Below are 23,506 nucleotides of genomic sequence, written 5' to 3'. Positions count from 1 at the left end.
TTCTGGTTCAGCTCGCTGCATGCGCCTTGATGCGCACCAGCTTGCCGTCGACCACGTGCAGGCCGCATTCCTTGGAGTCGGGGTTCTCCCACCACCAGCGGCCGGCGCGGATATCTTCACCGGGCTGGATGGCGCGGGTACAGGGCTCGCAGCCGATGGACGGGTAACCCTGGTCGTGCAGCGGGTTGTAGGGCACGTCGTTGGCGCGGATGTAGTCCCACACGTCCTGTTCGGACCAGTCGGCCAGGGGGTTGAACTTCTCCATGCCGTGGGCTTCGTCCCGTTCCTGCACGTGCAGCTCGGCCCGCGTGACCGATTGCGCGCGGCGCTGGCCGGTGACCCACGAGGCCTTGCCCTGCAGGGCGCGATTGAGCGGCTCCATCTTGCGGATGTGGCAGCACTCCTTGCGCAGTTCCACACTGTCGTAGAAGGCGTTGGCGCCGTGCTTCTGCACGTAGGCTTCCACCGCCTCAGGCTGGGGACGATAGGGCGCGACCTCGTAATCGTAGGCCTCGCGGATGCGGTCCAGCATGCCTACGGTTTCCTTGTGCAGGCGGCCGGTTTCCAGGGTGAAGATGCTGATGCGATCCTGCAGCTGGCCGCGCAGGATCAGGTCGGTCAGCACCATGTCTTCGGCCGCCAGGCTGGAGGCCAGCGCCGCCGGGGCGTACTCGGCGGCGATGCGTTCCAGCGTGGCCTGGGTCTTGGCGATGAGTTCTTGCAAGCCTGGGGTAGCCATGGGCTGTCCTTCCTTCTTCACGATCGCGCCTCAGTCGGCGGTCTGCACGGTTTCGCGCTTGACGCGGCGGAACAGCGGGTTCTTCTCGTCCCAGGAGGTCTGGTACTTTTCGGAGAAGTCGGTCAGGCCCTTGACGGCATCGTGGATGTTCTTGTCGGCACGCACGGCGAAGGCGTCGAAGCCCACGCGCTGCATGTAGAACAGCTGGTCGCGCAGCACGTCGCCGATGGCGCGCAGCTCGCCGGTGTAGCCCAGGCGGGCACGCAGGTTGTAAGCGATGGAATAGCCACGGCCATCAGCGAACTTGGGGAAGTCCACGGCTACAACCTTGAAGCTGTCCAACTGGCCCTTCAGTTCTTCCGGACGTTCATCGCTGGCCAGCCAGACGCCAATCTCGGCGCGCGACTTCAGGGCATCGCCCTGGGCCTGCCATACCTTCAGCGGCACGATCACGCGGCCTTGCGGCACGGTCACGGTGTCTGCGGTCTCGCCTTCAGCCAGGCGCAGGACGGTCCAGTCGTCGCTGACGACGGTCTTGTTCTTGATGATTTCAGGCATTTGCGTCTTCTCCTGCGACATACTCGGCCGAACGGATCGGCGTTGCGTAAACGAATTCCTTGAACGGGGTCACACCGATGCGGCGCACGGTGTCGATGAAACGTTCTTCCTCGGTGCGCTGCTTGACGTACACCTGCAGCAGGCGGTCGATCACGGTCGGCATCTGGGTGGCCGAGAACGAGGGGCCGATGATCTTGCCGATCGAGGACTCGTTGCCCTGGGCGCCGCCCAGCGACACCTGGTACCACTCGGAACCATCCTTGTCCACGCCCAGGATGCCGATGTTGCCCACGTGGTGGTGGCCGCAGGCGTTGATGCAACCGGAGATGTTCAGTTCGATGTCGCCGATGTCATGCTGGAAGTCGATGTTCTCGAACTTCTCGGCAATGGCTTGGGCGATCGGGATCGACTTGGCATTGGCCAGCGAGCAGAAGTCGCCGCCGGGGCAGCAGATGATGTCGGTCAGCAGGCCGATGTTGGGCGTCGCCAGGCCATGCGACTTGGCGGCCTTCCACAGGGCATACAGGTCGGATTGCTTGACGTCGGCCAGCACCAGGTTCTGTTCGTGGGTCACGCGCAGTTCGCCGAAGCTGTATTGATCGGCCAGGTCGGCCACGAAGTTCATCTGGTCGGCAGTGATGTCGCCTGGGGGCACGCCCGGCTTCTTCAGCGACAGGATCACGGCAGCATAGCCGGCCTGCTTGTGCGCCTTGACGTTGCGCTTGATCCAGTTGGCGAAGCCACGGTCTTCGGCCTTCAGGCGTTCGTATTCCGCATCCACGGCCGGCAGCGTTTCGTAGGCCGGATCGGTGAAGAACTTGGCCACGCGCTGCAGTTCTTCTTCGGTCAGGGTCGAGGGGCCATCCTTGATGTCGGCCCATTCGGCTTCGACCTGGCGTGCAAACTCTTCAGGGCCGATGGCCTTGACCAGGATCTTGATGCGCGCCTTGTACATGTTGTCGCGGCGGCCGTACTGGTTGTAGACGCGCAGGATCGCTTCGAGGTAGGACATGGCGTGCTTCCAGGGCAGGAAGTCACGGATCACGCTGCCCAGGATGGGGGTGCGGCCCATGCCGCCGCCGACCAGCACGCGGAAGCCGACTTCGCCAGCCTCGTTCTTGATGACGTGCAGGCCGATGTCATGCACGGCGGTCGCGGCACGGTCTTCGGCAGCGCCGCTGATGGCGATCTTGAACTTGCGCGGCAGGTAGGCGAACTCGGGGTGGAAAGTGCTCCACTCGCGGATCAGTTCGGCGTAGGGGCGCGGATCGACGATTTCGTCGGCGGCCACGCCGGCCAGTTCGTCCGAGGTGGTGTTGCGGATGCAGTTGCCGGAGGTCTGGATGGCGTGCATTTCCACGCTGGCCAGTTCGTCCAGGATATCGGGAGATTCTTCCAGCTTGATCCAGTTGAACTGGATGTTCTGGCGGGTGGTGAAGTGGCCGTAGCCGCGGTCGTACTTGACGGCGATCTCGGCGAACTTGCGCAGTTGCCGGGAGGCCAGCATGCCGTAGGGAATGGCGACGCGCAGCATGTAGGCGTGGCGTTGCAGGTAGAGCCCGTTTTGCAGGCGCAGGATGCGGAATTCGTCTTCGATGAGTTCATCCGACAGGCGCCGACGCACCTGGTCCCGGTATTGTGCGACTCGCTCTTTGACGATCAGGTGATCGTATTGGTCATAGCGGTACATCTTGTCTTCCCTGTTAACGTCTTATGGGCGACCGGATCAGGGTGCGCCCGATTGAAAATGAGCCTACCAAATCAGCTTGACTGCAACGCTCGTCAGCGTAATGGCCAGCAGGCCGCGCAAGAATTTCTCCGGCACCGCTCGCGCCGCGAGCGATCCGATGGTGATGCCTGGCACCGATCCCAGCAACAAGGTCGCCAGCAGTTCCCAGTTGATCGAACCCAGCCACCAGTGGCCCAGCGCCGCAATGGCGGTCAGCGGCACGGCATAGGCAATGTCGGTGCCGGCAATCTCCGCCGGAGACAGGCGAGGATACAGCAACACGAGCAAGGTGGCGCCGACGGCACCGGCACCGATGGAAGAAATCGTCACCAGCGTGCCCAGCAGGGCACCGGCGGCGATGGTGGCGTTGGCGAGCGTGGCACCCTGCAGCTGGCGTTGCGGATGGGCATTGAGCCAGGCTTGCATGCGGGCGCGGAAGAGCAGGGCCACCACGGTCAGGAACACCGAGATCGCAATCGAATAGCGGATGGTCAGCGCGATGCCGTCGCTGACGGCACCGAAGTGCTTGAGCAGCAGGGTGGTCACGAGCGCAGCGGGCAGGGCGCCATAGGACAGGCGGCGCGCCACCTCCCAGCGCACCGTACCCTTGAAACGATGGGCCAGGGTGCCGGCGGTCTTGGTGGCGGAGGCGAACGCCAGGTCGGTGCCCACCGCCACCGAGGGATGAATGCCGAACAGCAAGGTCAACAGCGGTGTCATGAGCGAGCCGCCACCGACCCCGGTCAGTCCGACCAGCAGTCCAACGGCAAATCCGCTTACTACATAAGAAACAGTCATAACACCTCGCCCATTAGTCTGCGAATCGTAATAAACTTATGTTTCAAACCAAACTACATAGTATTTATTTGCTTATATACGCCTTTGGCATATGGAAATGCGCCAAACGAGGCAGGTAAGGCCGGTGAGGCCAGCAAGGCAGGCGCGGTGCGCCGCCATACCAGGTAGAAGCGAAGGAATTCCCACATGAATCTTCATCAATTCCGTTTCGTTCGTGAAGCGGTAAGGCAGAACTTCAACCTCACGGAGGCCGCCAAGGCTCTGTATACCTCGCAGCCCGGGGTCTCCAAGGCCATCATCGAGCTGGAGGAGGAGCTGGGCGTGGACATCTTCACGCGCCACGGCAAGCGTATTCGCGGCCTGACCGAGCCGGGCCGCGCGGTGCTGCGCTCGGTCGAGCTGATCATGCAGGAAGTGGATGGCCTCAAACGTATCGGCAAGGAATTCGCCGCCCATGACAGCGGCAGTTTCACCATCGCCACCACCCACACCCAGGCGCGCTATGCGCTGCCCAAGGTGGTGCAGGCCTTCACGCAGAAGTATCCGAAAGTGCATCTTTCCTTGCTGCAGGGTAACCCCAAGCAGATCACCGAGATGGTGCGCAACGACCAGGCGGATATTGCCATCGCCACTGAAGCGCTGGCTTCAGGCGAGGGATTGGTCTCGCTGCCTTGTTATCAGTGGGAGCACGTGGTGGTGGTGCCGCCGGATCATCCCTTGCTGCAGTCCAGAAGCCTGACGCTGGAAGAGATTGCCGGCAATCCCCTGATTACCTACGATTCCGCTTTCAGCGGCCGCAGCAAGATCGACCATGCCTTCTCGCTGCGCCAGTTGAAGCCTGACGTGGTGCTGGAAGCCATCGATGCCGATGTGATCAAGACCTATGTCGAGCTGGGCATGGGCGTGGGCATCATCGCCGGCATCGCCTTCGATGCCGAGCGCGACCGTGGCTTGCGGGCCATTCCGGCCGGCCATCTGTTCGGCACCAATGTCTCGCGGGTTGCCTTGAAGCAAGGGGCGTATTTGCGGGGATATGTCTATACCTTCATTGAATTGCTGGCACCGACCCTCAATCGCAAGCTGATTGCGCAGGTCATGGAAGGCGAGAAGGACATGTATGAACTTTAAGGCTTAAGGCCCGGCGCCGAGCAGTGCGCCAGGCCTGAAACAAAACGGCCGGATCCTTGCAGATCCGGCCGTTTGCGTTTGCAGCGCTTGGCGGCAATCTTATGCCACCGCCGTGCGCTCCAGATCGCGGCAGCCATCCAGCAGGAAGGACAGGCCCACCACCAGCACCAGTTCACCTTCGGCCGAACGGGCCGTACCGGTGATGCCGGCAGTGTGGATTGCGGTCAGCGGCTTGATCACGAGATCGGCCGTGCCTTCCACCGATTCCACGCCCAGGATGTAGGGGTGGGGAACCGCCATGACGATACCCACTCGCTCATTGCCCGGCTCGTAGCCCAGCACGCCGGCCAGCGAATTGACCGGCAGCGGACGGCCCTGGTCGCGCAGCACCGGGGCGCCGCCGACTTCGTCGAAGGTTTCCGGCAGCTCGACCACGCGCTCCACCACCGCCATCGGCAGGGCCAGCGGAGCACCGGCGCAGCGCACCAGCATGGTCGGGATGATCGACAGTTCGATGGGCAGGCGGATCGAGAACTTGGTGCCCTTGCCGATGGTGGATTCGATGCGGATGGTGCCGCGATGCTTTTCCACCGCCGTCTTGACCACGTCCATGCCCACGCCGCGTCCGGAGACGCTGGAGGCCACTTCCTTGGTGGAGAAACCGGGCAGGAACACCAGCTGCAAGGCTTCGTCGGAGGTCAGCGCCTGGTGTTCGTTGATCAGGCCCTTGGCCAGCGCCTTGTTGCGCAGCATGTCCGGGTCCATGCCCTTGCCGTCATCGAAGACTTCGATCATGACGCTGCTGCCGGCCTGCCAGGCGTTGAGCGAAATGGTCGCCTTGTTGGGCTTGCCGGCCGCGGCGCGGTCCACTTCGATACCGTGGTCCAGCGAGTTGCGCAGCATGTGCACCAGCGGGTCGTAGAGGCTGTCCACCACCACGCGGTCGACTTCGGTTTCGGCACCGGTGATGACCAGGTCGACGTCCTTGCCCAGGTCCTTGGCCAGTTCGCGCACCAGTCGGGGGAATTTCTGGAACAGGCGGCCGACCGGCTGCATGCGCGTGGACAGCGTGGCGCGTTGCAGTTCGCTGGAGTAGCGCGAGGCGCGGCCCAGGGTTTCGGCCAGGGTCGACATCAGGGCCGCAGCGGTCCCTTCGAACTTGAACTGCTGCAGCTTTTCCAGCAGCACGGCAGCCTGGTTGGCGGCCTGCACCGATTCGCCGGCCACTTCCAGCAGGGCGTCCAGCTTGACGGCATCGATACGGATGCTTTCTTCCTTGGCCCCGCCAGGGGAATCGGTGGCGCGCCGATTCTGCTGTACCGGCGCGGCGGCCTTGGGCTCGCCATCGGCTGCGGGCGCGGCAGGCGCGGCAGCAGCGGGTGCCGCTGCGGCGGCAGCCACCGGGGCCGCCTCGGCGCTACCCTCCGCGACCGGCGCGGCAGCCGCACCGGGCACCAGGGCCTGGTAGAGGGCGGGCCAGTCCAGTTCGCCATTCTTCATCACGCTGGCACTGCCATCGACGCTGACGGCGGCCACTGCAGCGGCGGCTGCGGGCGCGGCCACCGGTGCTGCGGCTGCCGGGGCAGGCGCAGCTGCCGCTGCTGCCGCTGGGGCAGGGGCCGGCGTGGATTCGCTCTTGCCTTCGATGGCCTGGGTCAGGATGTCCTTCAGTTCGGCCGGCATGGAGGCCAGGCTGTCGGGTGCCGCACCGTTGGACAATTCGTTCAACTGGTCGGCCACGAAGCCGCTGGCCTGCAGCGCTGCTTCGATGGCCAGCGGCGTGACCGGGGCCTTGCCGGTGCGCAGCGCATCGAACAGGTTTTCGGTCAGGTGGCAGGCCGACACCATGGCCGGCAGGTTCACGAACCCGGCGCCACCCTTGATGGTGTGGAATGCGCGGAAGACCGCGTTGAGGATTTCAAGGTCATCAGGATGTCGTTCCAGCGTCAGCAGGTGCTCTTCCACGTTGGTGGCGAGATCCAACGCTTCAACGACAAAATCCTTGAGCATTTCGTCATCCATTAGAACCCCAGGCTATCGAGTAAGTCGTCCACATCGTCCTGACCCATGGCGGTGCCGCCCACGGAGGGGCCATTCATCAGGGTTACCGGTTTTTCGGCATCGATCTGCGCCTTGACTTCCGGCGGTGCATTGTCGCGCAGCAGTTGCGCCAGCTCGCGCTCGGCGGAAGCGGTGATGGCCACGATCTTCTTGATCAACTGGCCGGTGATGTCCTGGAAGTCCTGGGCCATCATGATTTCCAGCATGCGCGCCTTTTCCGCCTCGGTCGATTCCATCACCGAATTGGAGAACTTCTGCGAGTCGCCCGCCAGTGCCTTGAATTCCTCGATGTTCATCTGGCCGGCATACAGCTTGGTCCAGCGCGCGTTGATGTCCTTGGCTTGCTCCTGCAGGCGGTCCTGGGCCGGCATGCCGGAGTCCAGCGCATTGAGCACCTTGTTGGCGGCCTGCTCAGTGAGGGTGGCGATGTGTTCCAGACGGCTCTGGGCGTCGCCGATCTGCTCGGCCACGTCGGTCAGCGAACGGTCGTAGCCGAGTTCGCGCATGGAGTCGTGCAGCAGGCGCACGATGCCGCCCAGGCGTTCGTACATGGGCTTGTCGCTCTGGTCCTCCTGTTCGCCTGCAGCCGCTTCTTCGGTGCCGGCGGCGGCGGGGGCGGCGGCAGCCGGTTCGGCAGTCATGCCCGGTAGCGTCTGCGAGGAAATTTCGTCAAACAATGCTTCCAGATCAACGTCGTCGCTCATGATTACTGATTCTCCCAACAAAGGTGTGCGCTCGTCGGCGCACTGCTGTGCAAAGTTGCCCGTAGGCGGATCTAATGCGTCGTTCCGGGAGGCACAGCCACTACCACCGCCCCGATATCAGACAGATATCGGCAGCCAGAGGCAGTCTCTGAAGGCCCGCAGACCACGACAACGTTCAGGATGACAGTGAGGCCGGCCGACCCCGCAAGGGTCCGCCGGTCGACGATGCCATGGCGCCGAGTATAGGACCGCTTGGCGTGATCTCATCGGCCAAACAGCGAGTGAAATCCCCCATTTGTTTCAATTTTTCGGCCCCACCACAAAAAATTGGCAAGAACCGCGATTCAAATGTTTTTTGATAGAAAAATCGAATTTTTTCTATATATCACTGCTGAGGATGGATTTTATCCGGCTTTTTCCTGAAAGCAATTGCGGCTGTCCCGCTTGTGCTGATTTACATCACCTGGGTGCTGCGGCTTGTGGCGTGTACGCTGCACGCCTACAATGGCGCGGTTTTGGTGCCCGCCGGCGTGTCCTCGCCGGCAGTTAAACGGGAAACACGCGCCAGGCCGCCTGCAGCCAGCAGGGCGGTCAGCCAAGGTGTACTGCCCCCGCAACGGTAACCAGGTGCCGGCGACGATGTGACGATGCGTCGCGTCTCGCCGGCGAGACCTCTTCCACGCCACTGTGTTTTTGCGCGAACGTTCACTTCGCCACATGGGAAGGCCGATGGTCATGCCTGCAGTCCGGAGACCGGCCAGAACAGGAGGAGCCCGCACAGCCAGTATTGGTGCGGTTTTCCGTTGATTGCGGCCCGCGGGGAGGCTGGCTGCACAGATTCTTTACCTGATTTTTCATGCATATCGCTTATTTCCAGGCCCGCTGTGGCGGTCCTCGCCCCCGTATTGCCCTGCGCACTGCCAGTGCGCTGATTCTTTCGGCTTTCGCAGCCTCGACCCACGCCGCCGATACCAGCCAGCCGCTGTCGGCGGTAGTGGTCTCGGCCTCGCGCTTCCCCAATGATCCGGCATTCCCGCCGGTCGCTGCCACCGTCATCACCGCCGAGCAGATCCGCGAAGCCGGCATCGACAACGCCAACGAAGCCATCCGCAAGCTGGGCGGCGTCTATGGGCGCCAGAGCCTGTCCGGCCCGCGCGACTTCCCGCTGGACCTGCGCGGCTTCGGCACCAATGGCGACCAGAACATGGTGGTGCTGGTCGATGGCGTGCGCATTTCCGAGAATGAACTGGCCACGCCGCTGCTGTCGGCGATCCCCATCGAAACCATCGAGCGCATCGAGATCGTGCGCGGCGGCAGCAGCGTGCTGTATGGCAGCGGCGCTACCGGCGGCACCATCCAGATCATCACGCGCCGCCCGCAGGCCAATACCGTGCGCGGAACCGTGATCGGCGAGGTCGGCAGCAACGGTCAGCGCGCCGGCCGGGCAGCGGTTTCGCGCGGCTGGGACAACATGTCCATCGACGCCAGCTATGCCAAGTCGCATGCCGACAACTGGCGCGACAACAGCAAGTCCAATCAGGAAAATTTCAGTACCACGGTGCAGTGGTTCGCCAGCGACTGGCGCTTCGGCCTGCGCGCCAACTTGTCGCGCGCCGATTTCGGCCTGCCGGGCAGCCTGAGCCAGGCGCAATATGACGCCAATGCGCGCCAGACCAGCAAGCCGCTGGATCATGGCTCCTACGACAATGACAGCATCACGGCCTTCCTCGAGCGCCGCTTCGGTGCCTTCGACGTGGCGGCCGAGCTGTCGCATCGGGAGAAGATTTCGCGCTCCACCTATGTCAGCAGCGGCTCCACCGCGCAAGCCAACATCCGGACCACCCAGTTCTCGCCGCGCCTGCGTCACGTGCTCGACAGCGGCCTGTGGAAGAACGAAGCCATTGCCGGTGTGGACCTGGCCGAATGGAGTTCGGCCACCAATGCCAGCTATGGCAACAGCGATGCCTCCCAGCATTCGAAGGCGCTGTACCTGCGCGATGAAATCGAGTTTGACCGCAACGCCCGCCTCGCTGCCGGCGTGCGCCGCGAGCAGTTCACCCAGCAGAGCGATTCCGGCGCCTATGGCCGCACCAGCGCCGTCAATGCCTGGGATCTGCAAGCCAGCTATGCGCCGCTGCCGCTGCTGCGCGGCTTCGTCAAGACCGGCCAGAGCTATCGTCTGGCAACTGCCGACGAGAACGGCTTCACGGCCTTGCCCAGCGGCGCGGTCCTGAAACCGCAGGTCTCGCATGACCTGGAACTGGGCGCGACCCTGGGCCATACGGCGCGCCAGGTGACGCTGCGCTGGTTCCGCCATCGCGTGCGCGACGAGCTGTATTATGACCCGACCGCCAACGGTGGCTTCGGGGCCAACAGCAACCTGGCCCCCACCCGCCATCAGGGTGTGGAACTGGAAGGCCGTGTGCAGCTGACCGAGACCCTGGGCTGGAGTGCCACCTACCAGCACATCAATGCGCGTTTCGAGGAAGGCGACAACAGCGGCAAGCAACTGGCGCTGGTGCCGGCCAATACCCTGTCGACCCGCCTGAACTGGAAGTCCGGACAGCAAAGCGCCGACGTCGGTGCACGCTGGGTGGACCGCCAGCGCATGGGCAACGACTTCGCCAACACCTGCGCGCGCATGCCTTCGTTCACTACCTTCGATGCGCGGTATGCGGTGCGTGTCAGCGCCTGGGAATTTGCCGTCACGGGGACCAATCTGGCTGATCGCAAGTATTACTCGCAGGCGTATGACTGCAGTGGCGGGGCGGTCTCGGGCATCTATCCGGAGGACGGACGGGCCTTGAAATTCACCGCCCGCTACGACTTCTGATGCTGACCTGATCCTGGCCCCGATGCGACGTTACCTGCCTGTGCTGTGCACCTTGCTGCTGCTGTCCCTGCTGGCCTTGTCGGCGGCGGTGCTGTGCGGCAGTACTGGCTGTTTGCGTCCTTCGGCCTCCGCCGACCAGTTGGCGATGCTGCTGTCGCTGCGCGTGCCACGCGCGCTGACCGCCTTTGCCGTGGGCGGCGCGCTGGCCCTGTCGGGGGCGCTGATGCAGGTACTGTTGCGCAATCCGCTGGCCGATCCCTATGTATTGGGCTTGTCGGGCGGTTCGGCGGCCGGGGCCTTGCTGGCCATGCTGGCAGCCCTGCGGCTGGGCTGGCCGGTACAGGCCGTCACCGCACCCGGCGCCTTGCTGGGCGCGGGGCTGGCGATGCTGCTGCTGTTCGGGCTGGTGCGTCCCTCGCTGCGGCATCTGGCGGTGTCTCCCTTGTTGTCCAGCCAGCGCCTGTTGCTGACGGGTGTGATGCTGGCAGCGGGATTCGGTGCGCTGATTTCGCTGGCGCTGTCGATTGCGCCGGATGCGCAGTTGCGCGGCATGGTGTTCTGGCTGATCGGCGACCTCGACGATGCGCGCCTGCTGTCCTTGATGGCACCGGTGTTGCTGCTGGCATTGCTGTGGAGCTGGCGTCATGCGCCCTCGCTCAATCTGCTGGCACGCGGCGATGCCTTTGCGCAGTTGCTGGGCGTGCCGGTGATGCGGCTGCGGGTGATGCTTCTGTGTGTAACGGCGGCCTGCACGGCCGGTGCCGTGGCGATGGCGGGGACCATCGGCTTCGTCGGACTGGTGGTGCCGCATGGCTTGCGCCTGCTGGTCGGCAATGACCAGCGCCTGCTGCTGCCGGCCTGTGTCCTTGGCGGCGGGGCCATGCTGACGCTGGCGGATTTGCTGGCGCGTACCGTGGCCGCACCGGTGCAACTGCCGGTGGGAGTGATCACGGCACTGGTGGGCGTGCCAATGTTCCTGTGGCTGCTGGCGCGGAGCCGCCCATGACGAATATGACGCATTCTTCAGTGCCCGTTCTGCAGACCCGCCAGCTGGCGGTGTGCGCGGGTGAGCGTGTCCTGCTGCAGGCGCTGGACTGGCAGGTGCGCGCGGGTGAATTCTGGTGCGTGCTGGGGCGCAACGGGGTCGGCAAAAGCAGCCTGCTGCATGTACTGGCCGGCTTGCAGGCGGCGCATGCCGGCGAGGTTCTGCTGCAGGGAAGGGCGCTGTCGTCCTTTTCGCCGTCGCAACTGGCCTTGCAGCGCGGCCTGCTGTTGCAACATCAACAGGATGCGTTTTCGCTGCAGGTGCTGGATGCCGTCATGGCGGGCCGCTTTGCCCATGGCGATGGCTGGGGCGCGCCGGAGAAGGACAGCGCGCTGGCCTTGTCCGCCCTCGAACAGGTCGGCCTGTCCGGCTTGGCGGGACAGGATCTGTTGCGGCTGTCCGGCGGGGAGCGCCAGCGCGTGGCGCTGGCGACCTTGCTGGTGCAGGCTCCCGCGCTCTGTCTGCTGGATGAGCCGACCTCGCATCAGGATATCGCGGCCCAATTGCAGGTAATGCAATTGCTGCAGGAATGGGCGCAGGAGGGCAGGGCCGTGGTAGCCAGTTGTCACGATATCAATCTGGCGCGGCGCTTTGCCTCGCATATCCTGCTGCTCGACGGCAGCACCGCGCACGGCGGCACCGCGGAAGCCATCCTGCAGCCTGCAGCGCTGGAGGCGGCGTATGGATGCCGCTTCTTCCCGGTCGCAAGCCTGGACGGTGTGGTTTTCGTGGCGAGCCAGGGTGAGCAGGAGAAGCGCAGGGTTTGAAAGAAGCTTCGTATTCTCATCTGCTGATATGTTGTTTTTCAGCAAAAGAGCTCAAAAAATCAACAGAAAACTCTTTACCAATATTTACGAATTCTCGCCTCCCGATATAATTGCCGCCGGGGAAAACCCTGACGAAGTACTGACAATTATTTAGGGATATCAGGAATGAAAAAGAATATCGCAGCAGCAGTTGCAGCAATCGCAGCAATGATGGCCGCCGGTTCGGTGGCAGCGCAGACCGTTGACAGCGGCGTGTACATCGGCCTGGAAGGCGGCGTCGCCACCATCAGCAGCATCGCTACCCCGACCAACGGCGTGAAGACCTCCGAAACCAACGAAACCGGTGCCCTGCGCGCCCTGGTTGGTTATCAGATCAACAAGAACTTCGCGATCGAACTGGGTTACTTCGCCACCGACGACTTCAAGCAAGACGGTACCAACCGCACCGGTACCGTGCGTTACAACGTCAAGGCTGACGTCAAGGGCGCCGATCTGTCCGTGATCTACAAGTTCACCGAATTCGTGCCAGGCCTGTACCTGAAGGCGGGTGCGACCCGTTCCAAGGTTTCCCTGGAACTGAGCCAGCCGTCCGGCACGAGCTCCTTCTCGCAAACCGGTACCGGTTACCTGTACGGCCTGGGCTATGAGTTCGCCGTGGCGAAGAACGTTGGCATCAACGTTGGCTACACCCGCTTCGAAAAGCTGGGTGGCGAAAGCGACAACAAGATGAATCTGTACTCGGCTGGCGTGAAGTACAAGTTCTAAGCTTTACCTGCAGTTTTGCGGGTCTTGAAATCCCTCCCTGGTGGAGGGATTTTTTTTCGTTCGCATGCAGCGTACAGGCACCCATGCCAGCCCCTGTAGCGACTTGTTTTTTCGCTTGCACTTCATTCCATTTCGAGCGGACCTTCGCTATTCATCGAGGAAAATACTCATTTTTCTCGCATTCGGATGACTTCTCCTCATCAACTCCTATGATCGCGCCCGGCTTGGCACAGCACCTCCGTGCTACGTCAGGAGCTCGTTCCCGAGGGCAGCGGCACACGCCTCCGGGATCGCAACGATTCGATCAACTTCGTGGGAGATATGCAGATGAAGGTAATCCATTTAATCGCCGCCACTGCGGCATTGGCTATGTCGACCGTGGGCTTTGCGCAGGAGTCCAGGCCGGCGACCGGCATCTATGTCGGTCTGGAAGGCGGCTCGGTCAGCTATGCCGTCAACGACGGCAATGACGGCCCGTCACGAGACGAATATGACGAAAGCGCCCGGGCTGGTGCCGTGCGGCTGTCCGTCGGCTATCAGTTCACTCCCAATTTTTCCCTGGAATCGGGATATTTCCATCTGGGTGATTTCAAGCGAGAAGAACGCAACGCTGGCCCCTATCGCTGGCATCTGACGGCCAACACCCATGGTTTCGACCTGCTTGCGATCTACAAATTGACCGCGTTCATTCCCGGGCTGTATCTGAAAGGAGGCCTGATGCATTCCCAGGTCTCTCTGGAGGCCGCAGAGGAAGGGCCCTATGCGTACCGCAGATCCACTTCCCACGCGCAGTCCGGTATTGGTTACCAGTTGGGGATCGGCTACGAATATGACCTGACTTCCCGCTTCAGCATCAATGGCGCTTACACCCGTCTGCAGCGTGTGGGCGGTTCCTGGGAGGATGGTGTTTCAGTCAATGCCAATCTCCTGAGCGCTGGCCTGAAATATCGCTTCTGAATACCTTCAGTCTGAAGCCGCACATCCCTCCTCGTGAGGGATGTTTTTATTGAGCGCTTGTTGCTTGTCGTGCCTGATCCAGCTTCCCGCACACTTCCTGCGCCGCCTCCAGCACCCGTGGCCCGGCGCGGTTCAGCCAATCCGCATTGACGGTATGGAGCTGCCCGTCGCGCACGGCTCGCAGGCGGGGAAAGGCCTTCCAGCGCTCCAGCGGCTGGTCGCGCGCATCGCCTGCCGTGAGAATCACTTGAGGATCTGCTGCCAGCACCGACTCCACACTGACCGTAGGCGCCAGTTGCGGCAGGTCGGCGAAGATATTGCGTCCGCCGCACAGGCGCAGCACCGACGACACCATGTGCTGGCCGTTGAGCGTCATCAGAGGCTGGCTCCAGATCTGATAGAACACGCTCACCGGCGTACGGCCGCGATATTGCGCTTCCAGCTGCTGCCAACGCGCACGGAAGGCAGTCGCCGCCGCTTGGGCGGTGGCCTCGGTACCGGCCAACTGGCCCAGTCGTTCCAGCGAAGTAGCGATCATGCCGAAATCGGCCGGCTGGCTCTCGAAGACGGGAATGCCCAGGCTGCGCAGGCGCGCCAGTTGCAGGGGTTTGTTGCCGCTGTGCCAGGCCACGACCAGATCGGGTTTGAGGCTGGCGATGCGCTCCAGGTCGAGCGCGTTGTAGCCGCCCAGGTTGGGCAGGCGGGCAGCTTGCGGGGGATAGTCGCTGTGATTGCTGGCGCCGACGATCTGCTCGCCGGCGCCGGCCGCGTACAGCAGTTCGGTAACATGTGGGGCCAGGCTGACGATGCGGCGCGCCGGCTGTAGCAGGGTGACGTTCTGGCCCAGGTCATCCTGGACGGTGATGCTGGCGTGGGCTGCGCCGGCCGCCAGCAATCCGGTGAGGGACAGCAGCCAGGCCGCCAGCACACGCATGGATCAGATTTCCAGGTTGTCGATCAGGCGCGTGGCACCCAGCTTGGCGGCAGACAGCACGACCAGCGGCGCGCCTTGTTCCATGTCGGCTGCTGAAGGCGGCTGCAAGTCGATGCGCTTGCGTACGGCCACGTAGTCCGGCTTCCAGCCACGGCCGGCCAGGCGTTCCATGGCCAGTTGCTCGACCAGGGCGACGTTGTGCTGGCCGCCGCGCACTTCGTTGGCCACGTCGTTGAGCACCTGGTAGAGCAGCGGCGCTTCGGCGCGTTCTTCGGCCGACAGGTAGCCGTTGCGCGAGGACAGGGCCAGGCCGTCTTCGGCGCGATAGGTTTCGGCGCCCACGATTTCGGTCGGCAGGGCGAACTGGCGCGCCATGTTGCGCACGATCATCAACTGCTGGTAATCCTTCTTGCCGAAGACGGCGACGCGCGGCTGCACGCAGGAAAACAATTTCATCACCACGGTGGAGACCCCGGTGAAGAAGCCGGGACGGAATTCACCTTCCAGGATGTTGCCCAGGTCATTGGGCGGCTGCACGCGGTATTCCTGCGGTTCCGGGTACATATCCTTTTCGGTGGGGGCGAAGAGGACGTAGACGCCTTCCTTTTCGAGCTTCTCGACGTCGGCCTGGAAGGTGCGGGGATATTTGTCGAAGTCCTCGTTGGGGCCGAACTGCAGGCGGTTCACGAAGATCGAGGCCACCACCGGGTCGCCGTGGGTGCGCGCCAGGCGCATCAGGGACAGATGGCCTTCGTGCAGGTTGCCCATGGTCGCCACGAAGGCGGTGCGCAACTGGCCGCGCAGGTGGTCGCGGAGTTCTTCGATGGAGGAAATGATTTTCATGCGGATTCTCTGGTTGCGGGCGGACCGTCGCGTGGCTTGTCGCTCAAGCCTGCGCAGCCCGGCCCCGGTTGCCGGTCGGCTGCGCCCGCTCAGCTGGGCGAGTACGACAGTCTGACATAGATGGGCGCGAAGGCTTCGGCCTGGGTGATTTCGATGAGCGTTTCCTTGGCCAGTTCGAGCAGGGCGATAAAGTTGACCACCACCACCGGTACCCCGCGCGAGGGATCGAAGAGGTCCGAGAACTCGACGAAACGCGCCGACTGCAAACGCCGCAAGATGCCCGTCATGTGCTCGCGCACCGACAGTTCTTCGCGGCTGATGTGGTGATGCTGGGTCAGCTTGGCGCGCTTGAGGATATCGGCCCAGACCGCCTTGAGGTCGTCGATGTCGACCTCGGGCCAGCGCGTGACCACGGTCTGCTCGATGTGGACCTGGGTGCGCACGTAGTCGCGGCCGACTTGCGGCAGCTGGTCCAGCTCCTGGGCGGCCAGCTTGATCTGTTCATATTCCAGCAGGCGGCGCACCAGCTCGGCGCGCGGATCTTCCGGCTCCTCGCCGGGCTCGGCCTTCTTGGCCGGCAGCAGCATGCGCGACTTGATCTCGATGAGCATGGCGGCCATCAGCAGGTACTCGGCGGCCAGTTCCAGGTTCTGCTTGCGGATCTGCTCGACGTATTCCAGGTATTGCGCGGTGACTTGCGCCAGCGGAATGTCGAGGATGTTGAAGTTCTGCTTGCGAATCAGGTACAGCAGCAGGTCCAGCGGACCCTGGAAGGCTTCCAGGAAGACTTCCAGCGCATCCGGCGGGATGTAGAGGTCATTGGGCAGCTGGAACAGCGGTTCTCCGTACAGGCGTGCCAATGCCACGCCGTCGATCACGTCGGGCGTGGTGTCCTGCTGGCCTGCGGGGGTGATGTCGATGGCGTCGGCGCTGGGTTCCGCGCCGGGCTGGCCGGCGGGATCGGTGCCACCTGCTTGAACCGTCATGCGAACAGCTTAGTGGCTCTGGTAGACGTAGGGCTGCTGGGCCACGCGCGAAGCCTTGTCACGGGCGGACTTGTCCAGGTCCAGCGGTTCCTTGTCCCACAGCAGGGCGCGGCCGGCGCGTTGGGACTCTTCCAGCTTCGGGTTCTTCGTCTTCAGTTCGTCGATGAACTGGGTGATTTCAGATACGTAGGTGGTCTTTTTTCCGAAGAGCATGATATTTTCAGGCCAAATGTTACACAGAAGCCGTATTTTACCTTGTCTTCATCAGGGATAATCAATTACCTATGCGTGAACCCATCTTCACCCGCCTGCGTCGCCACGCCGGTCATTTCGGCGCTTTGCTTGTCGCTCTGGCCATGTTTGGCTGCGACCGCAATGGCAATCCCATCGAGGAGTTCGGTTTGGACAAGCTGCAAAAGGGTGTTTCCAGCGAAGCCGACGTGCGCGGCGTAATGGGCCAGCCCGATACCGTCTGGGAAGACGGGGGCGGGGCCAGGACCCTGGAATACCCCAAGGGACCGGAAGGCATCCGGACCTGGATGTTCCGTATCGGGGCCTCCGGTACGCTGATCGACTACACGCAGGTGCTGACGCAGGATCATTTCGACACCATTCGTCCCGGCATGAGCACCGAGCAGATCCGGCGCGAATTCGGCCGGCCGCGCAGCGTGGTGCAGTTCGCCCGCAAGAATGAGGAAGTGTGGGACTGGAAGTATCGCTACGTGCACGAGGACCGGCTTTTCAACGTGCATTTCGACATCACCACCAAGCAGGTCGTGCGCACCTCGATTTCTGAAATCTCGGGCCACTGAAGCGCTGCGGGTTCAGCGTATCCCCGCCCGCATGAACGACTGCACGAATTGCCGCTGGAACAGCAGGAACGCCAGCAGCAAAGGCGCAGAAGTCATCAGCGTGGCCGCCGTGATGATGGACCAGTCCACCCCCTGGTCGGTGGAGGAGAACACCTGCAGCCCCACCGTCAGCGGGCGCGATTCCACCGAATTGGTCACGATCAGCGGCCACAGGAAGTTGTTCCAGTGGGTACTGACCGAGACCAGCCCGAAGGCGATATAGATCGGCTTGGCCAGCGGCACATAGACCTGCATCAGGATCTGCCAGGCCGAGGCGCCTTCCACGGTTGCCGCTTCATCCAGCTCGCGCGGCACCGTCTTGAAGGTCTGGCGCAGCAGGAAGATGCCGAACGCCGAGGCGAAGTAGGGCAGGCCAATCGAGAGGATGGTGTCGCGCAGACCCAGCAGGTTCATGGTCTGGTAGTTCTCCACGATCAGGATGTCGGGCATCACCATCAGTTGCAGCAGTACCAGCATGAACATCACATTGCTGCCCCGAAAAGTGAAGCGGGCAAACGCATACGCGGCCAGCGTGGCCAGCACCAGCTGCGCCGCCAGGATCATCGTCACCAGCAGGAAGGTGTTGAGGAAATAGCGCGGAAACGGCGCGGCATGCCAGGCGTTGGCAAAATTCTGCAGCGTCAGCGGTGCATCCGGCACGAAGCGGGTGGCGTAGGCGGCCGGATGGAAGGCCGTCCACAGCGCGTACAGCAGCGGCAGTAGCCACAGCAGCGCCAGCACCCAGGCAGCGACGGTTTCCAGCGCACGATGGCGCTCAGCGAAGGGTGAGGTAGGCGCGATCATTGATAGTGGGTCCTGCGGTCAAGTACACGAAACTTCACCAGCGCAATCAGCCCCAGCAGGGCCAGCAGCACTACCGTCAGGGCTGCAGCGTAGGAAGAATCCCAGAAGGCGAAGCCAACTTCATAGATGTAGTACAGCAGCAGGGAGCTGGCGTTGTCCGGTCCGCCCTTGGTCATCACCACGATGTGATCCACCAGGCGGAAAGCGTTGATGAGCGCATTGATCAGCACGAAGAGTGTGGTGGGCATGAGCAGCGGGAACTGCACGCGCCAGAAATATTGCCAGCGCGTGGCCCCTTCAAGTGCGGCGGCTTCGGCCAGCACCGGTGAGATCTGCTGCAGGGCGGCCAGGTAGAAGATCATGAAGAATCCGGCTTCCTTCCACACCGCCACCACCATCAGCGCACCCAGTACGGTCTGCGGATTGCCCAGCCAATTGTGCGAGGGCAGGCCCAGCGCACCGGTGATCTGCTCCAGCAAGCCGTATTGCGGGGTATAGAAGAACAGCCAGATATTGGCCACCGCGATCATCGGCAGCACCGTCGGCGTGAAATAGGCCAGGCGCAGTACGCCGCGCCCGGCCAGTTTCTCGTTGACCCACAGCGCCATCAGGATGGCCAAGGCGATGGCCAGCGGGATGGTGCCGAGGGCGAACCAGAGGTTGTTGCACAGGGCCTGCCAGAACACCGGATCCTCCGCCATCAGCCGGTAATTCTCCAGTCCGACGAAGACCGATGGGCGGCCTCCCTTGGGCGTGGAAAAGAAGCTGTGCCAGAGCGTGGCCAGCGCCGGATAGTGCGTGAAGGCGATCAGCAGCACCATGGCCGGTGACAGCAGCAGCCAGGGCAGCACGGAGGAGGGCAGGCGTTTCATCGGCAGGCCTTGTGCAACGGACCGCGCTTAGCGGCCGTAGGCGCGCAGGATGCGCTCGGCTTCGCGCTGGGCATCCTTCAGGGCAGCCTCCGGGGTCTTGGTGCCGGACAGCGCTGCCTGCAGGTTGTCGTTCAAGGCCTTGGTCACACGCTGGTTGTCGTGGGTGGACAGTTCAGCCACGCCATACTTCATCTGCTCGCGCGCCACGTCGGCGGCCGGGACGTCCTGCAAATATTTCTTCATTTCCGGGGTATCCCAGGCATCCTGGCGCGGGGCCACATAGCCGGTGGCAATGGACCACTGTGCCGCGCGCGCCGGCTCGGTGGCGAAGCGGATGAACTTCATGGCGGCCTGCTGCTCGGCCGGCGAAGTCTTGTTGAAGACGTAGAAGTTGCCGCCGCCGGTGGGGCTGCCCGGATGCTTGATGCCGGGCAGCATGGCCACGCCGAAGGGGAAGCTGGCGTTGGTGCGGATGTTGGTCAGGTTGCCAGTGGTGGTCCAGACCATGGCAGCCTTCTGCTCCAGGAAGTCCTTGGGCGTGGTGCCCCATTCGATGGAACCGGCCGGCATCACCTTGTCTTTTGTGGTCAGGTCGACCCAGTGCTGCAGGGCCTGCACGGCGCCCGGCTTGTCGAAGTAGGTCTTGGTGCCGGCGCTGTTCATGAGGATCGTGTCATTGGAAGCGGTCATGGCCTGGAACATCCAGTAGCCGAAGCCGGTGGAAGGAATCTTCACACCCCACTGGCTGACGTTGCCGGCGGCATCGCGCTTGGTCAGCTTCTTGGCGGCTTCCACCATCTCGTTCCAGTTGGCCGGGGCCTTGTCGGGGTTCAGGCCGGCTTCCTTGAACAGGTTCTTGTTGTAGTACATCACGATGGTCGAGCGCTGGAAGGGAATGCCCCAGGTCTTGCCTTCGGTCTGGCTGTTTTCCATGAAGCCCTTGTAGAAGCCGTCGATCCACTTCTTGTCTTCGGCGCTGCTGGCCAGGCTGTCGATCGGGACGATGGCGTTCTCGTCGATCAGGGTGAAGAGGTCGGTCGAGAGCAGCACGGCCAGGGTTGGCGGGGTGCCGCCCTTGAAGGCGGTCAGTGCCTTGACGATGCTTTCCTGGTAGGTGCCGGCATAGATGGCCTTGACCTTGATGTCGGGATTGGCCTTCTCGAAATCGGCCACCATGCTGTCGATGGTCTTGGTGACCGCGCCGCCCACGGCGACCGGGTAATAGAAGCTGATCTCGACCGGATTGGCGGCCAGCACCGGCGCACAGAAAGCGGCTGAGACAGCCAGGGCGGCCAGGGACTTGAGGAAGGTTCTACGCATGATGCATCTCCATGAGGTGGATGGGTTGGCTTGCTGCGGAAATCGTTTTACGGATCAGGACCGGCGCAGGCCGCTCTCCTGTTCGAAGAAATACTGGTCGCGGGCATCCCAGGCCAGGTGGACCGTTTCGCCCGCGTTGAACCGGTGTTGCCCCGGCGCGCGCACCAGCAGCGAGGCGCTGCCGATGCGCGCGCCGATGATGGTGTCGGCACCGAAGTATTCGACCGTTTCCACCTGGGCGGACGCAGTGGCCTCGCTGGCCGCTGCCAGGCGGATGTGTTCAGGGCGCAGCCCGAGTTGCAGGGGTATTTGGCCGAGCTCGTGCAGCACCACGTCGCTGCCGACAATGGCCAGGCCTTGCGCATGCGCTTGCAGGGGCAGCAGGTTCATCGGCGGCGTGCCGATGAAGCGGGCGGCAAAGGCCGTGGCCGGCTGGGCGTAGAGATCGGCGGGCGCTGCGTCCTGTTCGATGCGGCCTTCACGCAGCAGGATCACCTGGTCGGCCATGCTCATGGCTTCGGTCTGGTCATGGGTGACGTAGACCATGGTCATGTTCAGCTGCTGCTGCAGGGCGCGGATCTCGCGGCGCATTTCCTGGCGCAGCTGCGCATCGAGGTTGGAGAGCGGCTCATCCATCAGGCACACCGGTGCATCGGCAATGATGGCGCGGCCCAGCGCCACGCGCTGCTGCTGGCCGCCGGAGAGCTGTGCCGGGCGGCGTTCCAGCAGGTGCGACAGGCCGAGAATGTCGGCCACGCGCTGCAGGCGTGACGCATGGCCTGCACGCGGCTCCTTGCGCACGCGCACGCCGAAGAGAATGTTGTCGCGCACGCTCAGGTGCGGGAACAGCGCATACGACTGGAACACCATGGAAATCTTGCGCTGGGCCGGGGGCAGTTGCGTGACATCGCGGCCGCCAATGTGGATGCTGCCGGAAGTGGGTTTGTCCAGTCCCGCGATCAGGCGCAGGGTGGTCGACTTGCCGCAGCCGGAAGGCCCCAGCAGGACGGTGAACTGCCCCGACTTGACCTCAAAATCGATGTTGCTCACCGCCTGGGCTTGACCCCAGTGCTTGCAGACGCCCTGCAAGGAGATGGCTGCCATGCTGGTTTCCTCGTGGAGATGCGATCACGCCGCCGCGCCGCTGCGGATCTGCTCCACCAGCAGGCGCGCGCTCGGTTCGTCGATGATCAGTTCGTTGATGAAGCCGCCGCGCAATGCGGCTTTGAGGCCCGGCAGCTTGCCGGTGCCGGAGACCACGCACAGCGAATGCGCGGCGCGCGCAAAGCATTCCATGTCCGGGCCGCTGTTGCGGGCATTGAAGGCCACATCGCGCCAGGAACCATCGGCGCGGAAGAAGACGGTGGCGATGTCGCCGACCAGGCCTTCGTCGCGCAGGATCTGGCGTTCTTCTTCACCCAGATAGCCGGCGGTATGGATATAGCTGCCGGTGGCCTCGGCCCCGATGGAGAACAGCAGGATGGAGGCACGTTCCTGCAGGTCGCGGATGGCCTTGATGCTCTTTTCTCGCCACAGCGCCGTGCGCGTTTCGGGATAGTCGAAGAAGGCCGGCACCGGCAGGTGATGGGCGCGCGCACCATAGTTCTGGGCAAAGCGCGAGACGATGGATTCGCTGAAGCTGTTGATGAAGCTGGCACCGCTGCCCGAACCGTTCAAGGCGACAACGTCCACGTCATGCACATGGCGCGGCAGCAGCTGGTCGGCGATCTGCGCCACGGTCGTGCCCCAGGCCAGGCCGATGACGGTACCCGGCGTGACCAGGGAATTGACGTAGGCAGCAGCGTGGCAGGTGACCCGCTGCAGGGTTTCCTTGTCGGTGGCTGCGGCCGCCACGGGTACCACCTGGATCGACCGCAGCCGATAGTGATGGGCGATGGCCGCTTCCAGGCTGCCGGAGACCTGCTGCGGATCGTGTACGCGGATTTCCACCAGTCCGCGCTCCAGTGCGAAGGACAGCAGGCGCGAGACGGTCGCGCGCGAAGTGCCGATTTCGTCGGCAATCGCGGCGGTGGTCATGTTCTGGAAGTAGTAGAGCCGCGCAACGCGGACCGCCATGTAGGCAGTTTCCTGTCTATCCCCTTGGGCCATTGTTATTGTGCTTACCAGTGAATGTGAACTTTTGGCGCATGCCCTCGGACTGCCCCCCCGGCAGGCCAGGCGGGCTGGGCCTCCTGACAACGTTTTCACGATGGTAGCGAGCGATTGTTACCGCTTGATGAACAAACGTTCCAATTTGCTGGTGTGGCGGCGAGGCAAAAGAAAAGCGACGCATCAGGCGTCGCTTTCAAGGGGGATCACAGGAGGAGAAACATCAGTGCCGCATCACGCGCCGCATCACGATGGGCGGGGCTTCCTGCGGATTGGCGCGGGTGTACTCCAGTTCCGGCGCGATCTCGAAGCCGAAGGCGGCATACAGGTCTACCAACTGCACCTGATCGGTGCGTACCGCCAGCCGCAATTCGCGCACATCGGCTGACTGGGCACGATGGATCAGGGCTTCCATCAGGTGCTGGGACAGGCGTTCACCCCGGAACGCCGGGGCGATGCCCATGCGGCGGATTTCCCAGACATCGCTTTCGGTGTCCAGAGGCAGCCAGCGCACCGAACCGGCAGGCGTCTCGCCACTGAGCAGGATGAAGGCGCCGCCATGCTGCAGGTCTTCCTGCACATGGTCGGGGGCTTCGCGGTGGCCCGAAGAACTGGGCGCAACCTTGTTGGCCCAGCTGTGACGGGTCAGTTCGGCGATCAGACTGGCATCTTCCGAGGTGGCTTCACGTATCACCAGGTTCAT

At 63.2% G+C, this 23,506-nt stretch carries 23 protein-coding genes and 1 riboswitch; of the genes, 7 read left to right on the top strand and 16 right to left on the bottom strand.

Translation table 11 applies throughout. From position 1 onward, the window contains the following. Positions 1-7: 7 nt before the first annotated feature. The 4 genes from J2X56_RS07330 to J2X56_RS07315 form a co-directional block, all read right to left on the bottom strand. A complete protein-coding gene (locus J2X56_RS07330; protein ID WP_252695221.1) occupies positions 8-739 on the bottom strand; it encodes a phosphoadenylyl-sulfate reductase in 732 nt (243 codons plus the stop codon). A gap of 30 nt (positions 740-769) precedes the next feature. Continuing rightward, a complete protein-coding gene (locus J2X56_RS07325; protein WP_209583762.1) occupies positions 770-1,297 on the bottom strand; it encodes a DUF934 domain-containing protein in 528 nt (175 codons plus the stop codon). Next, the gene (locus J2X56_RS07320) at positions 1,290-2,987 is read right to left on the bottom strand and encodes a nitrite/sulfite reductase (RefSeq protein WP_121042088.1); all 1,698 of its coding nucleotides are present in this window, start codon (positions 2,985-2,987) and stop codon (positions 1,290-1,292) included. The genes J2X56_RS07325 and J2X56_RS07320 overlap by 8 nt, the downstream gene beginning before the upstream one ends. Positions 2,988-3,050: 63 nt before the next feature. After that, on the bottom strand, positions 3,051-3,824 hold the full coding sequence (locus J2X56_RS07315; RefSeq protein WP_310159205.1) for a sulfite exporter TauE/SafE family protein: 774 nt from the start codon (positions 3,822-3,824) through the stop codon (positions 3,051-3,053). A gap of 186 nt (positions 3,825-4,010) precedes the next feature. Here J2X56_RS07315 and J2X56_RS07310 point away from each other — a divergent pair, with 186 nt between their 5' ends. Further along, entirely contained in the window at positions 4,011-4,952 is a 942-nt protein-coding gene (locus J2X56_RS07310) for a CysB family HTH-type transcriptional regulator (protein ID WP_034333711.1), read from the top strand. A gap of 99 nt (positions 4,953-5,051) precedes the next feature. Here the strand turns inward: J2X56_RS07310 and J2X56_RS07305 are convergent, their stop codons facing one another. Together J2X56_RS07305 and J2X56_RS07300 are read right to left on the bottom strand one after the other, a co-directional pair. Continuing rightward, a complete protein-coding gene (locus J2X56_RS07305; RefSeq protein WP_121042084.1) occupies positions 5,052-6,974 on the bottom strand; it encodes a chemotaxis protein CheA in 1,923 nt (640 codons plus the stop codon). Continuing rightward, positions 6,974-7,717 carry a protein phosphatase CheZ gene (locus J2X56_RS07300; protein ID WP_121042082.1) on the bottom strand — a complete coding sequence of 248 codons (744 nt, stop codon included), beginning with the start codon at positions 7,715-7,717 and terminating at the stop codon, positions 6,974-6,976. Before J2X56_RS07300 ends, J2X56_RS07305 begins: the two co-directional genes overlap by 1 nt. Before the next feature lie 499 nt (positions 7,718-8,216). Next, a riboswitch (cobalamin riboswitch) is annotated at positions 8,217-8,494 on the top strand. 79 nt (positions 8,495-8,573) lie between these two features. Here J2X56_RS07300 and J2X56_RS07295 point away from each other — a divergent pair. The 5 genes from J2X56_RS07295 (at position 8,574) to J2X56_RS07275 (ending at position 14,084) form a co-directional block, all read left to right on the top strand. Beyond that, positions 8,574-10,550, top strand: a complete 1,977-nt coding sequence (locus tag J2X56_RS07295; protein WP_134136085.1) for a TonB-dependent receptor — start codon at positions 8,574-8,576, stop codon at positions 10,548-10,550. A 22-nt stretch (positions 10,551-10,572) separates the two neighbouring features. Next, positions 10,573-11,556, top strand: a complete 984-nt coding sequence (locus J2X56_RS07290; RefSeq protein WP_199725075.1) for an iron ABC transporter permease — start codon at positions 10,573-10,575, stop codon at positions 11,554-11,556. Between the two features lie 5 nt (positions 11,557-11,561). Further along, entirely contained in the window at positions 11,562-12,362 is an 801-nt protein-coding gene (locus tag J2X56_RS07285) for an ABC transporter ATP-binding protein (RefSeq protein WP_134136211.1), read from the top strand. 165 nt (positions 12,363-12,527) lie between these two features. After that, the gene (locus J2X56_RS07280) at positions 12,528-13,127 is read left to right on the top strand and encodes an outer membrane protein (RefSeq protein WP_121042078.1); all 600 of its coding nucleotides are present in this window, start codon (positions 12,528-12,530) and stop codon (positions 13,125-13,127) included. A 327-nt stretch (positions 13,128-13,454) separates the two neighbouring features. Continuing rightward, complete coding sequence (locus J2X56_RS07275) at positions 13,455-14,084, top strand: outer membrane protein (RefSeq protein ID WP_158601259.1); 630 nt, start codon at positions 13,455-13,457, stop codon at positions 14,082-14,084. Between the two features lie 46 nt (positions 14,085-14,130). Here the strand turns inward: J2X56_RS07275 and J2X56_RS07270 are convergent, their stop codons facing one another. The 4 genes from J2X56_RS07270 to J2X56_RS07255 form a co-directional block, all read right to left on the bottom strand. Next, positions 14,131-15,018, bottom strand: a complete 888-nt coding sequence (locus tag J2X56_RS07270) for a cobalamin-binding protein (protein WP_121042074.1) — start codon at positions 15,016-15,018, stop codon at positions 14,131-14,133. 3 nt (positions 15,019-15,021) lie between these two features. Beyond that, entirely contained in the window at positions 15,022-15,861 is an 840-nt protein-coding gene (panC, locus tag J2X56_RS07265) for a pantoate--beta-alanine ligase (protein ID WP_121042072.1), read from the bottom strand. A gap of 89 nt (positions 15,862-15,950) precedes the next feature. Next, positions 15,951-16,847, bottom strand: a complete 897-nt coding sequence (locus J2X56_RS07260) for a ScpA family protein (protein ID WP_039784902.1) — start codon at positions 16,845-16,847, stop codon at positions 15,951-15,953. Between the two features lie 9 nt (positions 16,848-16,856). Continuing rightward, positions 16,857-17,060: a DUF3460 family protein gene (locus J2X56_RS07255; RefSeq protein ID WP_034337181.1), complete on the bottom strand. Its 204-nt coding sequence runs from the start codon at positions 17,058-17,060 to the stop codon at positions 16,857-16,859. 71 nt (positions 17,061-17,131) lie between these two features. Between J2X56_RS07255 and J2X56_RS07250 the strand changes: the two genes are divergently transcribed. After that, entirely contained in the window at positions 17,132-17,659 is a 528-nt protein-coding gene (locus J2X56_RS07250) for a hypothetical protein (RefSeq protein WP_121042070.1), read from the top strand. A 12-nt stretch (positions 17,660-17,671) separates the two neighbouring features. On the opposite strand, the gene J2X56_RS07245 is transcribed toward J2X56_RS07250, so the two are convergent. The 6 genes from J2X56_RS07245 to J2X56_RS07220 form a co-directional block, all read right to left on the bottom strand. Next, complete coding sequence (locus tag J2X56_RS07245; RefSeq protein WP_121042068.1) at positions 17,672-18,502, bottom strand: carbohydrate ABC transporter permease; 831 nt, start codon at positions 18,500-18,502, stop codon at positions 17,672-17,674. After that, the gene (locus J2X56_RS07240; RefSeq protein WP_121042066.1) at positions 18,499-19,374 is read right to left on the bottom strand and encodes a carbohydrate ABC transporter permease; all 876 of its coding nucleotides are present in this window, start codon (positions 19,372-19,374) and stop codon (positions 18,499-18,501) included. Before J2X56_RS07240 ends, J2X56_RS07245 begins: the two co-directional genes overlap by 4 nt. 27 nt (positions 19,375-19,401) lie before the next feature. After that, complete coding sequence (locus tag J2X56_RS07235) at positions 19,402-20,694, bottom strand: ABC transporter substrate-binding protein (protein WP_121042064.1); 1,293 nt, start codon at positions 20,692-20,694, stop codon at positions 19,402-19,404. A gap of 54 nt (positions 20,695-20,748) precedes the next feature. Next, entirely contained in the window at positions 20,749-21,798 is a 1,050-nt protein-coding gene (locus J2X56_RS07230; protein WP_121042062.1) for an ABC transporter ATP-binding protein, read from the bottom strand. A 24-nt stretch (positions 21,799-21,822) separates the two neighbouring features. After that, the gene (locus tag J2X56_RS07225) at positions 21,823-22,803 is read right to left on the bottom strand and encodes a sugar-binding transcriptional regulator (RefSeq protein ID WP_039784908.1); all 981 of its coding nucleotides are present in this window, start codon (positions 22,801-22,803) and stop codon (positions 21,823-21,825) included. 223 nt (positions 22,804-23,026) lie between these two features. Then, positions 23,027-23,506, bottom strand: a complete 480-nt coding sequence (locus tag J2X56_RS07220) for a GNAT family N-acetyltransferase (RefSeq protein ID WP_039784909.1) — start codon at positions 23,504-23,506, stop codon at positions 23,027-23,029.

The sequence above is a fragment of the Herbaspirillum sp. 1173 genome (assembly GCF_031455335.1).
Classification (GTDB): domain Bacteria; phylum Pseudomonadota; class Gammaproteobacteria; order Burkholderiales; family Burkholderiaceae_D; genus Herbaspirillum; species Herbaspirillum huttiense.
Note: the sequence above shows the minus strand (reverse complement) of the source record. Positions and strands in the feature narration are given on the sequence as shown.